The organism is Mesorhizobium ciceri WSM4083, from assembly GCF_000519305.1.
Lineage (GTDB): Bacteria > Pseudomonadota > Alphaproteobacteria > Rhizobiales > Rhizobiaceae > Mesorhizobium > Mesorhizobium ciceri_B.
In genome coordinates, this window is record NZ_JAFG01000005.1 from 400,986 (window position 1) to 416,624 (window position 15,639).

General features: G+C 62.5%; 13 protein-coding genes. 4 read left to right on the top strand and 9 right to left on the bottom strand.

The features are described 5' to 3' along the window. Nucleotides 1-96: 96 nt before the first annotated feature. Nucleotides 97-813 carry a DNA-3-methyladenine glycosylase I gene (locus tag MESCI2_RS0111775; RefSeq protein WP_027036774.1) on the bottom strand — a complete coding sequence of 239 codons (717 nt, stop codon included), beginning with the start codon at nt 811-813 and terminating at the stop codon, nt 97-99. Nucleotides 814-906: 93 nt separating this feature from the next. Here MESCI2_RS0111775 and MESCI2_RS0111780 point away from each other — a divergent pair, with 93 nt between their 5' ends. Together MESCI2_RS0111780 and MESCI2_RS0111785 are read left to right on the top strand one after the other, a co-directional pair. Continuing rightward, a complete protein-coding gene (locus tag MESCI2_RS0111780; RefSeq protein WP_027036775.1) occupies nt 907-1,470 on the top strand; it encodes a DUF1003 domain-containing protein in 564 nt (187 codons plus the stop codon). Next, nucleotides 1,467-2,054 carry a DedA family protein gene (locus MESCI2_RS0111785; RefSeq protein ID WP_027036776.1) on the top strand — a complete coding sequence of 196 codons (588 nt, stop codon included), beginning with the start codon at nt 1,467-1,469 and terminating at the stop codon, nt 2,052-2,054. The genes MESCI2_RS0111780 and MESCI2_RS0111785 overlap by 4 nt, the downstream gene beginning before the upstream one ends. 3 nt (nt 2,055-2,057) lie before the next feature. Here MESCI2_RS0111785 and MESCI2_RS0111790 read toward each other — a convergent pair whose 3' ends face one another. The 3 genes from MESCI2_RS0111790 to MESCI2_RS0111800 form a co-directional block, all read right to left on the bottom strand. Next, the gene (locus tag MESCI2_RS0111790; protein WP_027036777.1) at nt 2,058-2,645 is read right to left on the bottom strand and encodes a hemerythrin domain-containing protein; all 588 of its coding nucleotides are present in this window, start codon (nt 2,643-2,645) and stop codon (nt 2,058-2,060) included. Between the two features lie 40 nt (nt 2,646-2,685). Next, a complete protein-coding gene (locus MESCI2_RS0111795; protein ID WP_024503562.1) occupies nt 2,686-3,045 on the bottom strand; it encodes a diacylglycerol kinase in 360 nt (119 codons plus the stop codon). 82 nt (nt 3,046-3,127) lie between these two features. Beyond that, nucleotides 3,128-3,544, bottom strand: coding sequence for a GFA family protein (locus MESCI2_RS0111800; RefSeq protein ID WP_027036778.1), 417 nt, complete (start codon nt 3,542-3,544; stop codon nt 3,128-3,130). Between the two features lie 407 nt (nt 3,545-3,951). Between MESCI2_RS0111800 and MESCI2_RS0111805 the strand changes: the two genes are divergently transcribed. Next, nucleotides 3,952-5,022, top strand: a complete 1,071-nt coding sequence (locus MESCI2_RS0111805; RefSeq protein WP_027036779.1) for a GGDEF domain-containing protein — start codon at nt 3,952-3,954, stop codon at nt 5,020-5,022. Nucleotides 5,023-5,127: 105 nt separating this feature from the next. Here MESCI2_RS0111805 and MESCI2_RS0111810 read toward each other — a convergent pair whose 3' ends face one another. The 3 genes from MESCI2_RS0111810 to MESCI2_RS0111820 all read right to left on the bottom strand — a co-directional run bounded on the left by MESCI2_RS0111810 (nt 5,128) and on the right by MESCI2_RS0111820 (nt 10,492). Beyond that, a complete protein-coding gene (locus MESCI2_RS0111810) occupies nt 5,128-6,501 on the bottom strand; it encodes a class II 3-deoxy-7-phosphoheptulonate synthase (RefSeq protein ID WP_027036780.1) in 1,374 nt (457 codons plus the stop codon). A 134-nt stretch (nt 6,502-6,635) separates the two neighbouring features. Then, nucleotides 6,636-10,133 (bottom strand): transcription-repair coupling factor, encoded by a 3,498-nt coding sequence (gene mfd / locus MESCI2_RS0111815; RefSeq protein WP_027036781.1) that lies wholly within the window; start codon nt 10,131-10,133, stop codon nt 6,636-6,638. 71 nt (nt 10,134-10,204) lie between these two features. Next, nucleotides 10,205-10,492, bottom strand: coding sequence for a succinate dehydrogenase assembly factor 2 (locus MESCI2_RS0111820; RefSeq protein ID WP_027036782.1), 288 nt, complete (start codon nt 10,490-10,492; stop codon nt 10,205-10,207). A 92-nt stretch (nt 10,493-10,584) separates the two neighbouring features. On the opposite strand from MESCI2_RS0111820, the gene recG reads away from it, so the two are divergent. After that, nucleotides 10,585-12,693, top strand: coding sequence for an ATP-dependent DNA helicase RecG (recG, locus tag MESCI2_RS0111825; protein WP_027036783.1), 2,109 nt, complete (start codon nt 10,585-10,587; stop codon nt 12,691-12,693). Here recG and MESCI2_RS0111830 read toward each other — a convergent pair. Together MESCI2_RS0111830 and glmS are read right to left on the bottom strand one after the other, a co-directional pair. Then, on the bottom strand, nt 12,645-13,400 hold the full coding sequence (locus MESCI2_RS0111830) for a DUF502 domain-containing protein (protein WP_027036784.1): 756 nt from the start codon (nt 13,398-13,400) through the stop codon (nt 12,645-12,647). The genes recG and MESCI2_RS0111830 overlap by 49 nt on opposite strands. 394 nt (nt 13,401-13,794) lie before the next feature. After that, the gene (glmS, locus tag MESCI2_RS0111835; RefSeq protein WP_027036785.1) at nt 13,795-15,618 is read right to left on the bottom strand and encodes a glutamine--fructose-6-phosphate transaminase (isomerizing); all 1,824 of its coding nucleotides are present in this window, start codon (nt 15,616-15,618) and stop codon (nt 13,795-13,797) included. Nucleotides 15,619-15,639 lie beyond the last annotated feature (21 nt).

Below are 15,639 nucleotides of genomic sequence, written 5' to 3' on the forward strand. Positions count from 1 at the left end.
GCAATGGCGTTCGTTTGGACCAATTCGGAGCGAATGACGAATGTCATTCGCGTCCGGACCGATCGACGAATGCCGATGGTGGCGAGCGACCAGGTATCAATCGTCGCCCATATATTCGCGCAGCGCTTGCGGCGAATGGTTCTCGCCGATCGACATCGCCAGGATGCGTGAAATATGCCGGCGCGGCAGATGCGTCTCCGCTGCCCATTGATTGATTTGTCTCTGGATCTTGTCCAGGTCCTTCTTCGAAGTCGGGCTTTCGGCGATGTCGAGATCCGCGTCCCGCAACGCCGCGGCCATATCGCCGGAGATGACGAACGCATCCCAACCCAACCAGCGCAGGAAATACTGGCCCGTATTGCCGCCCAGCCGGCTGCCATGCTTGCCGAGCCAGGCCATCAGCCCGACCTGGTCGTGAGCAGGCCAATTGGCGAGGAATTGGCCGAAGCCGCCATATTCCTTCGACACGCGCTCGACGAAGGCGGCGTTGTCGCGCACGGATCTGATCTTCTGCGGGTTGCGCACGATGCGCTGGTCGGCCGTCAGATCGTGCCAGAAATCATCGGGCTGGAACAACAGCCGTTTCGGCTCGAAGCGCAGGAACGCCTCCTCGAAGCCCGGCCATTTCTGCTCGATGACGCGCCAGACAAAGCCGGCGGCGAAGACACGCTCGGCCATGACAGAGAGAATGCGGTCATCGGCGATGTCAGCCACTGCGGCATTGTCAGGCGCCGGACCCAGCAGCGACGTCAGTTCCTCCTCGCCGCCCTTGCGTTTTGCGGCGCGTGCGCGAATTTTTGCGAAATCGGGCATTCTGCTTGCATCCCCACGTCGTGCTTTTGACGAAGCGGCATCTTCCTATATGGAAACCAGGCTGCCAAGCCGATGCTTTGTATGGAGACATCCATGAACAAGACCGTGCCCGAACTGGCTAATCGTTGGTTGAGGCGAAACCCGGAGAATTTGAGCGAGCTTGAGAGGCGGGTGCTGCAGAGTACCGTCGACCGCAAGCCCATATCGCAGGACATCAACGACAGTCTTGCCGGCCTTCAGGGCGCGGGCGACCGTATCGCCGATGCCATTGCGCGGGTCGGCGGTTCGTGGACGTTCATCCTGTCCTTCATCGCCTTCCTGATCCTCTGGATCGGCGCCAATTGGTGGCTGCTGGGGCGAGATTCGTTCGACCCCTACCCTTTCATCTTCCTCAACCTCGTTCTCTCGATGATCGCCGCCTTGCAGGCGCCGGTGATCATGATGTCGCAGAACCGCCAGGCGGCGCGCGACCGCATCGACGCCGCTCACGACTACGAGGTCAACCTCAAGGCCGAGATCGAGATCATGGCACTGCACGAAAAGCTGGACGAGCTGCGCCATAGCCAGATCATCGGCATGCGCGACGAGATCGCGCAGATAGCCGAACAGCTGAAGCGAATTGACGAACGGCTCAACCCCCAGACCCAACCCTCATGACGCAGGCCATCCATCATTTCATCGAACAGTATGGACTGCTTGCCGTCTTTGTCGGTTGCATCGCGGAGGGCGAAAGCGCTGCCATTCTTGGCGGCTTCTTTGCCCACCAGCGAGTCTTCGTCCTGTGGCACGCGGTTGTTGCGGCCGCGCTCGGCGCCTTCGTCGGCGATACTTTCTTCTTCATCCTCGGACGAAGCTTCGCCGACCATCCCTATGTCGTCAGATTGCGCAAACGGCCCGGCTTTCGCCGCGCCTTTCGCCTGCTCAACACCCATCCCGACATTTTCGTGCTGTCCAACCGCTATATCTACGGCATGCGTCTCGTCGGCGGCATTGCAGCCGGGCTTTCCAACATCGCCGCGCCGCGCTTCGTCATCCTCAACGCCATCTCATCGGCGGTCTGGGCGGTACTGTTCGGCACGATCGGTTATGTCTTTGGACTGGGAGCCGAGCACGTCATCGGCCAGGCGTTGATGCATCACGAACGGTTGCTGATCGGGCTCGGCATCGGCCTGACCGTGGCCGTTCTGGCATGGCTCGTCGCCCGTCACATCGCCAGAAAGGAACGCGCCAGGGAAAGCTGACGGTCAATCCACGCCGAGCGCCTGATCACCCCGATCGAGGATCAGCGGGATGATCAGGTCTTCCTCGTCGGCAAGATGCCTTGTCAGCATGGCTATCAGCCGGCTGTTTTCGTCGGCATAGGCGTCGGCGGCAAAGCGCTGTCTGTCTTCGCTCTCCTGAAGCGTCTTGATGAACGCATTGGCCGCCTCGGCATTACGCTCCAGCCCTTCATGGATGGTGTGGTGGTCGGCATCGAGAATCTCGAAGCCGCGCTTCAAACGGGGCTCGGCCTTGGCGAAGACCGGAAAATATTGATAATCCTCGACATTGTGGTGACCGTCGAGGTTGCCCAAGAAATGATTGAGGCGAGGCGCGAACCAGCGCGCGAAATCAGGCGCCGTCAGCCGTCCCTCACGGTAGTCGTCAATGCCGTTGGCCAGCATGCCGCCAAGTTCGCGAAACATGTCGTGCCGCTGCAGCCACATATTGGCGATGCCGTGGATGTTGGCATGGTCCTGCCAGTTTTCACGCGGGTATTTTTCGGCGAGCCAGCGCAGATCGTCCGGCAGGCCCTTGCGCTCAAGAAGCAGAAAATTGGCGGCCTCGGCCATGACAGTCTCCTTTGGTGACTGGCATGTAGGCATCGAAAGGCTAGATCGGTAGTCCCGTAATCCGCTCGATAATGGCGATGCCCCAGACGCCGGCGACGATGAGCACCGAAATCAGCACCGCCAGCGAACCGCAATCCTTGGCCAGCTGGATATCGACATTGAACTCGCGGCTGAAAGCGTCGCATGCCGCCTCGATGCCGGTGTTCAGCACTTCGACCATGATCAAGAGCAGCACCGCGCCGATCAGCAAAGCATAACCACGCCACGAGATCGAAACGAACCAGCCGAGCGGCAAGGCAAGCGCCAGCAGCATCAGTTCCTGCTGGAAAGCCTTCTCGCTGGCGGCCAGCTTGCGAAACGCCCGCACCGAATTGAAATAAGCGTCGATCAGCCGCTGCATGCCAAAACCCCTTTGCGAATCACCGGCACGGGATAATGCAATGGCTGGCCAGATCAATGGAATAAGGTGACTTGTCCAAGATTCATTCAGCAACCGGGATGGACGGTGTCGACTTTTCAAACTGCGGCAGCCCGTCGTCGATCGAATAATAGTCGCCCTTGTCACCGACGAAGATATGGCATTCCCCCTCAAGACCTGTCGGCTTGTCGAACGATCCCGCCATGACCGAAACGTAGTCCTGGTCTCGCGGCTTCCAGAACAGCACCGACCCGCATGCCTTGCAAAACCCACGCCTGGCGAAGGTGGAGGCTTCGTACCAGGTGATACTTTCCGTGCCCTCGATCACAATGTCGGCGTTGGCGACATTGGTCGCGGCATAGAAATGTCCGCTCTGCTTGCGGCATTGCGAGCAATGACAATAGACGACGCCACGCAGCGCTCCGTTAGTTCTGAAGCGGACCGCTCCGCACAGACACGATCCTTGGTGACCATCACTCACGTCGATCCTCCTTGAAGAAAAGTGCCTGGTATCGCCTCCAGGATTCCAGCTTTGCGGCCTACGCGCGCAAGCAAATGCGACATGGACTGGCGTGGAGAATCCGAAATTCGGTTTCATTTTCAAGAGTGCGATGCGCGAATCGCGAATTCAAGCCGCCGCACCGGCGTTGTTTTCCAACTGTTGGAAGCGCGGATTAGAGCATTTGCAGCCCGCAGACAGAGAAAACCCGCTGAACCTCTGTCAGTTAAGGAAACTTTAGCGACAGCGCATTTATGGTCACCTGCAAGCGAAGGCCGTGGGTGGGGACGCATCCTTTCGCAAGTTGTTCCGAAGCGTCGGTCGCATTCCCCAGGCTCGGCGACAAAGGGAATCCGCGAATTCCGCGGAACATCCGAGGGGAAGAACCAATGCAGCCGGCAGCTGTCCCGACCGAACGAAGCACCGACATCGCAGCCACTGTTGTCGCGACAATGCGCCAATTGGGCGTGCTCGGCCTGCCGCGCAATTACGAAATCTTCTATGAGGCCCTGAGCGGCACCAATCACGAACTCAGCCTGGCCGTCGTTTCGCTGAGCAGCCGGCCGACACAGGATGAACTGGATCAGATCGGGCGCACTTTCTTTGCCCACAACCATGGTCCTGGCATCGTCGAGCATGCCCGCGACGTCATTGCCAGGGAGCTCGAGGAGGTTGCTTCGCTGTTGAGGAGCGAGCGCAGTCATATCGAGAAATACGGCAGGATCCTCGATGAGACATCGAGCGGTCTCAGCGGCCGCAGCCTTCTCTCTCAGGATCTTTTGCACAAGATCGCCAATGCCATGGCGGCTGCCACCAATTCGACGATCGATCACGGCCGGCAGGTGGCCTCGACGCTCAGCGACAAGACGGCCGAACTCGAGAGCGTCAAATCGAAGCTCGAGGAGTACAAGCGGCTGGCCGACACCGATCCCTTGACGCATATCTGGAATCGCCGCGCCTTCGACAAGGAAATCACCAGGATCTACAACAGCAACAGGGGTATCCTGTTCAACGCCCTGGTCCTTGCCGACATCGACCGCTTCAAGGATATCAACGACCGCTACGGCCACCCGGTCGGCGACAAGATCATCCAGAGCATCGCCGACATCTTCCAGACCAGCATTCGCGGCGACATGTTCGTCGCCCGCACCGGCGGCGAGGAGTTCGCGCTGATCATCGAGGGCGCCAGCGAGGACGCCACCTATGACGTTGCAGAGCGCATTCGCGCCCTGATCGAGCAGACGCCGTTCACCAGCAGCCAGACCGGCACGAATTACGGCACCGTCACCGTCTCGATGGGTATCTGCATGGCGTCCGAAGCCGAAGGACCCGAAGATCTCTACACCAAGGCCGACCGGGCGCTCTATCGCTCCAAGGTCAGCGGCCGCAACCGGGTCACCAAGCACTCGACGATGGCAGGCCGGGCCGGCAAGAGCTGGCTGCTCTACAAGAAGGACTGACAGTCCCTGCCGGCTGGTGCAGGGAACACTGGACTAGCGCAGACATAAAAGGCGCCCGATTTCTCGGACGCCCCTTTCGTGGATCTTATTCGGACTGCGCGAAAATCAGCCGTTTACGGCCTGCTTGTGCTGCACCGGGTGGCTTTTCTTCAACAGATCAGAGACCAGGAAGGCCAGTTCGATCGCCTGGTCGGCGTTAAGGCGCGGATCGCAATGGGTGTGGTAGCGGTCCTGCAATTCCTCGGCGGTGATGGCGCGCGCGCCACCGGTGCATTCGGTGACGTTCTTGCCGGTCATCTCGACATGGATGCCGCCCGGATGCGTGCCTTCGGCGCGGTGCACCTCGAAGAAGGTCTGCACCTCCTTCAGGATGCGGTCGAACGGCCGCGTCTTGTAGCCGGCGGCCTCGATCGTGTTGCCGTGCATCGGGTCCGACGACCACACCACGGAGCGGCCTTCCTTCTGCACCGCGCGCACCAGCTTCGGCAGATGGTCGGCGACCTTGTCGGAACCGAAGCGGGCGATCAGCGTCAGCCGGCCGGGCTCGTTCTCGGGATTGAGCAGGTCGATCAGCTCCAGCAAGCCGTCCGGCGTCAGCGACGGACCGCATTTCAGGCCGAGCGGGTTCTTGATGCCACGGCAATATTCGACATGGGCATGATCGGGCTGGCGGGTGCGATCGCCGATCCAGATCATGTGGCCCGAGGTGGCGTACCAGTCGCCGGAGGTCGAATCGACGCGCGTCAGCGCCTCCTCGTAGCCGAGCAGCAGCGCCTCGTGGCTGGTGTAGAAATCGGTCTCGCGCAGCGCGTAGTTGGTTTCCGAAGTGATGCCGACGGCCTTCATGAAGTCCATCGTCTCGGTGATACGGTTGGCAAGAGACTCATATTTCTCGCCCTGCGGACTGTCGGAGACGAAGCCGAGCATCCAGCGGTGCACATTCTCCAGGCTGGCATAGCCGCCTTGCGCGAAGGCGCGCAGAAGGTTGAGCGTCGCCGCCGACTGGCGGTACGCCATCTCCTGGCGGGCGGGATCCGGAATGCGCGACTTCGGGTCGAATTCGATACCGTTGATGATGTCGCCGCGATAGCTGGGCAGCGTCACCTCGCCTTTGGTCTCGTTATCGGACGAACGCGGCTTGGCGAACTGGCCGGCAACGCGGCCGACCTTCACCACCGGCTGCGCGCCGGCGAAGGTGAGCACCACGGACATCTGCAGAAAGACGCGGAAGAAGTCGCGGATGTTGTCCGCGCCGTGCTCGGCAAAGCTCTCGGCGCAATCGCCCCCTTGGAGCAGGAATGCGTCACCGGCAGCGACGGCCGCGAGCTGCTTCTTGAGCTTGCGCGCCTCACCGGCAAAAACCAGCGGCGGAAAGGTTGCGAGCTGGGCTTCCGTGTTCTTCAGCGCGGCAAGGTCCGGATAAGCAGGAACCTGCTTGATCGGCTTTGCTCTCCACGAATTCGGCGACCATTTCGTCATCGCTGCACCCAACGCTCTTTCCAGCGGCCTATACTCCGCCATTCCCGCCCCCATTTGGGGATCGCGGCTCCATACACGAAGCCGATTTCCTATTCTAGACCGGAATTCAAGCGCTGGCGAATGTCTGAGGCCGGCTACGCCGCCTTCTCCACCAGCCGTGCCAGCTGCGTCATGACAACCGCGGAGCCCGCCAGCCGCTTCTCTGCGGTCGGCCAGTCACGCACGAAGACGACACTGTGGTCCGGCCGGATCTTGGCGAGCGAGCCCTGCTCGCCAATGAACCGAACCAGCCCGACCGGGTTGGAGAATTCGCGCTTGCGGAAATGGATGACGACGCCCTTCGGCCCGGCATCGAGCTTCTCGACATTGGCCTTGCGGCAGAGCGCCTTGATGAAGACGATCTTCAACAGATGCTTGACCTCCTCCGGCAGAGGGCCGAAGCGGTCGATCAGTTCGGCGCCGAAAGCATCGATTTCCTCGGTGTTTTCGAGATCGCCAAGCCTGCGGTAGAGCGCCAGCCGGAGCTGCAGGTCAGGCACATAGCTCTCCGGGATCATCACCGCCGTGCCGACGGCAATCTGCGGCGACCAGCCGCCATCCTGCACTTCGCCGGAATCCTTCACCTCGGCGACGGCCTCTTCCAGCATCTGCTGGTAGAGTTCGAAGCCGACCTCCTTGATGTGGCCGGACTGCTCCTCGCCGAGAAGATTGCCGGCGCCACGGATATCGAGATCGTGGCTGGCCAGCTGGAATCCGGCGCCGAGCGTGTCCAGCGATTGCAGCACCTTCAGCCTCCGCTCGGCGGTGTCCGTCAGCTTGCGGTTGGCCGGCAGCGTGAACAGCGCATAGGCGCGTACCTTCGAGCGGCCGACGCGGCCGCGCAGCTGGTAGAGCTGCGACAGGCCGAACATGTCGGCGCGGTGGATGATCAGCGTGTTGGCGGTGGGAATATCGAGCCCGGATTCGACAATGGTGGTCGACAACAGCACATCGTACTGGCCGTCGTAGAAGGCATTCATGATGTCGTCGAGTTCGCCCGGCGGCATCTGGCCATGTGCCACCGCCACCTTCAACTCCGGCACGGATTCCTTCAGAAAATCATGTATTTCCGCCAGATCGCTGATTCGCGGCACCACATAGAAGGAATGGCCGCCGCGATAGCGCTCGCGCAGCAACGTCTCGCGGATGACCAGGGGATCGAACGGCGAGATGAAGGTGCGCACGGCCATGCGGTCGACCGGCGGCGTGGCGATCAGCGACAGCTCGCGCACCCCGGTCAACGCCAGTTGCAGCGTGCGCGGGATCGGTGTCGCCGACAGCGTCAGCACGTGCACGTCGGTTTTCAAATCCTTCAGCCGCTCCTTGTGCTTGACGCCAAAGTGCTGCTCCTCGTCGATGATCAGCAGGCCAAGGTTCTTGAACGAGATCGCGGAACCAAGCAGCGCGTGCGTACCGATGACGATGTCGACCTGCCCTTCGGCGATACCTTTCTTGGTCTCGGCCAGTTCCTTGGCGCCGACCAGCCGCGAGGCCTGGCCGACGCGGATCGGCAGGCCGGAAAACCGTTGCGAAAACGTCTTGAAATGCTGGCGCGACAACAATGTCGTCGGCACCACAACCGCCACCTGAAAGCCTTCCATCGCCGCGATGAAGGCAGCGCGCAGCGCCACTTCGGTCTTGCCGAAGCCGACATCGCCGCAAATCAGCCGGTCCATCGGCTTGCCGGCGGCCAGATCGTCGCGCACCGAGTCGATCGCTGTCTGCTGGTCGTCGGTCTCTTCATAGGGGAAGCGGGCCGCGAACTCGCCATAGAGGCCCTCGGCCGGCACCAGTGGCGGCGCGGAGCGCATCTGCCGCTCGGCGGCGATGCGGATCAATTGACCGGCCATGTCGAGCAGGCGTTTCTTCAGCCGCGCCTTGCGCGACTGCCAGGCGCCGCCGCCAAGCTTGTCCAGCGTCGCCTCGGCCGTGTCGGAACCGTAGCGCGACAGGAGTTCGATGTTTTCCACCGGCAGGAACAGCCGGTCGTCACCGGCATAGTGGATTTCCAGGCAGTCATGCGGTGCGCCGACCGCTTCGATGGTGCGCAGGCCAATGAAACGGCCAATGCCGTGGTCGGCATGGACAACAATGTCGCCGGCCGACAGCGCCGAGGCCTCGGCAATGAAATCCGAGGGACGCTTCTTGCGTTTCGAGCGCCGGATCAGCCGGTCGCCCAAAATGTCCTGTTCGGCGACGACGACCAGTTTTTCGGTCTCGAAGCCGGATTCGAGCGGCAGCACGGCCAGGGCCGCCTGCCCCGGCTCGAGCTTTTCAGCTTCCGCCAGCGTCGCGACCTGCTTGAGGTTGCCGAGATGGTGTTCGGCAAGGATCTGGCCAAGCCGGTCGAGCGAGCCTTCGGTCCAGCCGGCAATGACAATGCGGCGGCGCGCGGCGCGCTCGTCGGCGATGTGTTTGACGACGACATCGAACACGTTGGCGTTCGGATCGGCGCGCTCCTCGACGAAGCTGCGGCCGTGGCGCGAGCCGGCATGATAGACCTTCTTGGTGCCAACGTCGGGCGCGTCGAACGGCGTGAAATCGATCGCTTCGCGCGGCCCGAGCGAGGCAATCAGGTTGTCCGGCGAGAGATAGAGCAGGTCCGGCGGCACCGGCTTGTAAGGCACCGCGTCCTTCAAGGCGCCATCGGCCTGCTTCCTGCGCGCCTCGTAGTGATCGAGGATCAGCGTGTGGCGCTCGGCCAGCGCCTCATGCGCCAGATGGTCGAAGATGACAGGCGTATCAGGCAGATAGTCGAACACGGTCTCCAGCCGCTCGTAGAAGAACGGCAGCCAGTGCTCCATGCCGGCGAAGCGACGCCCTTCGCTGACCGCCGCATAGAGCCCGTCATCGCGCTGCGGCGCGCCAAAAGCTTCGATATAGGAGCGGCGGAAACGGCTGATGGTTTCGGGCGTCAGCGCCACTTCGCTCATCGCCTGCAGCGCCATCGACTTGCGCTGGCCGGTGGTGCGCTGCGTGGCGGCGTCGAACACACGTATCGATTCCAGCGTGTCGCCGAAGAAGTCGAGCCTGAGCGCTTCGGTCCAGCCAGGCGCGAACAGGTCGAGAATGCCGCCGCGCACCGCGAACTCGCCGATGCCACGCACGGTCGGCACGCGCTCGAAACCGGACGTTTCCAGCCGCGAGACCAGGACGTTCATGTCGATCTGGTTGCCGGGCCTGGCGTGGAACGTCTGTGCCTCAACGAGATCCGCCGGCGGAATGCGCTGCAGCAGCGCATTGGCGGTGGTGAGGATGACGGCGCGGTGCGGCTTCTTCGCCAGCGCGATCATGGCCGTCAGCGCATCGAGGCGCTTGGCGGCCGCATCGGAGCCGGGCGAGACGCGGTCGTAGGGCAGGCAATCCCAGGCCGGCAGTTCCAGCACCGGCAGGCCGGGGGCCGCGAAGGACAATGCCTCGATGATCGCCGGCAGGCGCTGACCGTCGCGCGCGACGAACAGAACCGGCTTGTCGGGCGCGATCTCGAGTGCCGCCTGCACCAGCGCAAAGGCTTCGTAGCCGTCGGCGACGCCGTCGACGATGAACTGGCCGGCGCGACCTTTCGGCAAACCGATGGTGGGAATGAGGCTCATGAAATCACGGTCTTGTTCTATCGCAATTCCGAACGGAAAACGCTTCGTACTTTTCCTGGAATTGCTTGTGTTCAGAATGTCAGAGAATGGCGGAAAGCCAGGATCTTTTGCAGGACGGCACAATCGATATCGGCCGGCACCGGGCGTTCGCCGGTGACCATGGGCAGGAATTCGGTATCGGGAATGTCGAGGAGCCTCTCATATTGGTCGATTTCCTCAGCCGTCAAGGCGCCGATCTCAGCGTCGGCGAAAGTGCCGAGGATCAGGTCCATCTCGCGCATGCCGCGATGCCAGGAGCGAAACAGAAGCTTGCGGCGGCGCACGTCCAGCCCCTCGCTTGATCTCGTCGTTCCCGTCATCGTGCCGCATCCTTGCTTGCTGCGGCGCATATAGCGTGGATAGAAGGGGCTGTCAGCCTTGCGCTGCCGCCGTCGCAACATAAGCTGACATCATGCGCCCGACCATCCTCGATCCCCTGTTTGTCCCGATCACGTCGCTTGCAGGCGTCGGACCGAAAGTCGGCGCGCTGATCGAGAAGGTTGTCCCGGCCGATCTCGGCGATCGCGCGGCGCGTGCCGGCGATCTTCTGTTCGTACTGCCGCACACCGTCATCGACCGGCGCAGCCGCCCGGGTATCGCAGGATCCGCGGAAGGCCAGATCGTGACGCTGGAGGTGCGCATCGACCGCCACCAGCCGCCGCCGCGCGGCAACAGGTCGGTGCCCTACCGGGTCTTCGCCCATGACGACACCGGCGAGATCGCGCTGACCTTCTTCCATGCTCACGCCTCCTATCTCGAAAAGGCGATGCCCGAGGGCGAACATGTCGTGGTCTCGGGCCGCATGGAATGGTTCAATGGCCGCCCGAGCATGGTCCACCCCGACCATATTGCGCTGGCCAGCGAAGCGGAAAACCTGCCGCTGGTCGAACCGGTCTATCCCCTGACAGCCGGGCTCTCGGGCAAGGTGCTGCGCCGGGCGATCGGCCAGGCGCTGGCGCGCGTGCCTGAATTTCCCGAATGGCAGGACGGCGCCTTCATGCGCCGGCACACCTTTGCGGCCTTTGCCGACGCGCTCGCCCGCATCCACAATCCGGCCGACCCGATTGACGTCTCCATCGACGGCGCCGCGTGGCGGCGGCTCGCCTATGACGAGTTGCTGGCGGGCCAGGTCTCGCTGGCGCTGGTGCGGGCAAAAGTCCGCAGGCTGTCCGGGCGTCCCTTGGTCGGCGACGGCCGCATCGTCGAAAAACTGCGGGCCGCACTGCCCTATTCGCTTACGGCTTCCCAAGAATTCGCGTTGGCCGAAATCAATGCCGACCTCGCCGATCCCGAGCGCATGCTGCGGCTTCTGCAGGGCGATGTCGGCTCCGGCAAGACGGTCGTCGCGCTGCTGGCCATGGCACGCGCCGTCGAGGCCGGCGGCCAGGCCGCGTTGATGGCACCGACCGAAATCCTGGCGCGCCAGCATCTGGCGACCATCACGCCGCTTGCCGCCAAGGTTGGGCTGCGCGTCGCCATCCTCACCGGCCGCGAGAAGGGCCGTGAACGCGCTGATACGCTGGCCGGCTTGGCAAGCGGCGAGATCGACATCGTCGTCGGCACCCATGCGCTGTTCCAGGAGACCGTCACCTTCCACGACCTGGTGTTCGCCGTCATCGACGAGCAGCACCGCTTCGGCGTCCACCAGCGGCTTGCCATCACTGCCAAGGGCGATGCACCAGACATGCTGGTGATGACGGCCACTCCCATCCCGCGCACGCTGGTGCTGACCGCTTTCGGCGACATGGACGTGTCGAAACTGACGGAAAAACCGGCCGGCCGCCAGCCGATCCGTACCGTTACACTGCCGCTCGAGCGGCTCGACGAACTGGTCGCCCGCATGGTGGACGCCGTCGCCGGCGGCCAGAAAATCTACTGGATCTGTCCGCTGGTCGAGGAATCGGAAGAAATCAAGCTGATGTCGGCCGAGGACCGTTTTGCGTCGCTGAAGCCGCTATTCGGTGATCGCATCGGTCTCGTTCACGGCCGCATGAAGGGTGCCGAGAAGGACGAGGCGATGCGCGCCTTCAAGCAGGGCGAGACACGCATCCTGATCGCCACCACCGTCATCGAGGTCGGCGTCGACGTGCCGGACGCCACCGTCATGGTCATCGAGCATGCAGAGCGCTTTGGCTTGGCCCAGTTGCACCAGCTGCGCGGCCGGGTCGGGCGTGGCGACAAGCCCTCCTCCTGCGTGCTGCTATATAAGGACCCGCTCGGCGAGACCGCGAAACGCCGGCTGTCGGTGATGCGCGAGACCGAGGATGGGTTCCTGATCGCCGAAGAGGATCTGAAGCTGCGCGGCGAAGGCGAATTGCTGGGCACCCGCCAGTCCGGCACGCCGGGCTTCCAGGTTGCGCGCATCGAGGCGCATGCCGACCTTCTGGAGGCCGCCCGCGACGATGCCAGGCTGATCCTGTCGCGCGACCCGGAGCTGCAATCGCAGCGCGGCGAGGCGTTGCGCCTGCTGCTTTACTTGTTCGGTCGCGACGAAGCCGTGCGGCTCCTGCGCGCCGGCTGAGCCAGGGCGGCAACCGACGGGTTGGCGAGCATCCCTTCGATCGGCTCGCCATTCACGACAACCATCTGCTTGACCTCGGGCGCCACCAGCCCGGCAGAAACGATCAGCTTGGCGCCGTCCTCAATCGTCATGTCGAGCAGCACGATGTCCGACTTCGGCACATACATCAGGAATCCGGTGGTCGGGTTTGGCGTGCACGGCATGAATACGGCGATCAGCGGATCGCCTTCCTGGTCGAGCTTCTGGTTGATCTCGGTTTCCTTTTCGCTGGCGACGAACACCAGCGACCACACGCCCTTGCGCGGATATTCGACCAGCCCGACCTGGCGGAACATGTCACCCTTGTTGGACAGCACGGTCTCGAAAATCTGTTTCAGCGAGCCATAGATGCCGCGCACCAGCGGCATGCGGCCAAGCAGACGCTCGCCGAAATTGACGATGGCGCGGCCGACGATGTTGGCCGTCAGGAAGCCGATCAGCGTGATCAGGATCAGCGCCACGATCAGCCCGAACCCCGGCACCGGAAACGACAGGTAGGTGTCAGGGCTGTAGCGGGCCGGAATATAGGGTTTCACCCAGGAATCGACCCAGCCGATGAACGACCAGGCGATGTAGGCGGTGATCGCCAGCGGCGCGCAGACGATGAAGCCCGTGAGGAAATAGTTCCTCAGCCGGGTCACGCCGGAAGTCTTGGGAGCGTCGGACATGGTTCACCGGGGGCCGCTATTGCGACGCAACATTAGTGAACCCCCGTCCAGTTTGGAACTGCGAAGTTTTTAAAGAGCCGATTATGCCGCCGCTTCCAGCGAAGCAATCCAACGGAAGCAGCCTACGTTCGTGATTAGCCGAAACATCCTTCCCTTCGTCATCCACGGGCGGAGCAAGGAGCGAAGCGACGCGGCGCAGACCAGAGGATCCATTCCGTGACGTCGGCCGAACCGGTCGAAAAGACCAATCCGGAGTGGTTCAAGCTTCCTGCGGGACTGGTGATAGCGCTAAGTTCTGCACCGTTTTGATCCGCCATACCGTCACGGAATGGATCCTCGGGTCTGCGCAGGAGCTTCGCTCCCGCTCCGCCCGTGGATGACGAAAGGATGAGGCCTACTCCACCGTCACCGATTTCGCCAGATTGCGCGGCTGGTCGACGTCGGTGCCCATGAACACGGCGGTGAAATAGGCCAGCATCTGGATCGGCAGCGCGTAGATGATCGGCGAGATGATTTCCGGCACATCGGGTAGGATAATCGTCTCCATCGTCTTCACGCTTACCTGTGCAGCACCCTTGCTGTCCGTGATCAGGATGATCTTGCCGCCGCGCGCCGCCACTTCCTGCATGTTCGACACGGTTTTTTCGAAAATGCGGTCGTGCGGCGCAATGACGATGACCGGCATGTTCTCGTCGATCAGCGCGATCGGCCCGTGCTTCAACTCGCCCGCGGCATAGCCCTCGGCATGGATGTAGGAGATTTCCTTGAGTTTCAGCGCGCCTTCCATGGCCAGCGGGAAGTTGGTGTCGCGGCCGAGATAGAGCACGTTCTTGTAGTGCGCGAGGTCGCGCGCGATCTTTTCGATCTGATGGTCGAGCTTGAGCACCTGGTTGGCAAAGCGGGGCGCTTCCGACAGTTCGCGCACAAAGGTCTTTTCCTGCTCCTTCGAGATTGTCCCGCGCGCCACGCCGGCGCGCACGGCGAGCGAGGCCAGCACGGACAGCTGGCAGGTGAACGCCTTGGTCGAAGCGACGCCGATCTCCGGTCCGGCTAGCGTCGGCAGCACGACGTCGGATTCGCGCGCCATCGTCGATTCGCGCACATTGACGACGGCGCCGATCTTCATGCCGGCCTTGCGGCAGTAGCGCAGCGAGGCCAGCGTGTCGGCGGTCTCGCCCGATTGCGAGATGAAAAATGCCGCGTCGTTCTTCGACAGCGGCATTTCGCGGTAGCGGAATTCGGAGGCGACATCGATGTCTACCGGCAGCCGCGCATAACGCTCGAACCAGTATTTGCCGATCAGGCCGGCAAGATAGGCGGTACCGCAAGCCGAAATCGCCAGCCGGTTGATCTCTGCGAAATTGAACGGCAGATCCAGCGGCTTGGAGACACCGCCGACAAAATCGAGATAATTCGCCAGCGTATGCGAGATCACCTCGGGCTGCTCATGGATCTCCTTCTCCATGAAATGGCGCCGGTTGCCCTTGTCGACCATGAAGCTGGTCGAGAGCGACTGCTGACGCTTGCGATCGACCTTTTTGCCGTCGATATCGAAGATGGTGACGCCGTCGCGGCGCACCACCGCCCAGTCGCCATCTTCCAGATAAGTGATCGAATTGGTGAACGGGGCGAGCGCGATGGCGTCGGAGCCCAGGAACATCTCGCCATCGCCATGGCCGACGGCCAAAGGCGGACCGTTGCGGGCACCGACGATCAGGTCCTCGTCGCCCTTGAACATGATGGCCAGCGCAAAGGCGCCTTCCAGCCGCTTCAGCGCCTGGTGCGCGGCTTCGACCGGCTTCAGCCCCCTGGCGAGTTCGCGCGCCACCAGATGCGCGACGACCTCGGTGTCGGTCTGCGACGAGAACGAATAGCCGTCGCGGACCAGCTCGTCGCGCAGTTCGGCGAAATTCTCGATGATGCCGTTGTGGACGATGGCGACGCCATCGGAAAAATGCGGATGCGCATTGGTCTCGTTGGGCACGCCATGCGTCGCCCAGCGTGTGTGGCCGATGCCGATCGTGCCGTCGAGCGGCTCGTTTTTCAGCAAGCGTTCGAGGTTGACCAGCTTGCCTTCGGCGCGGCGGCGAGCGAGTTCGCCACGCTCGATGGTGGCGACGCCGGCCGAGTCATAGCCACGGTACTCCAACCGCTTCAACGCATCGACGATAAGCGGCGCAACCTGCGAGTGGCCGACGATTCCAACGATACCGCACATACAGAAAGCCCCCGATTCCCC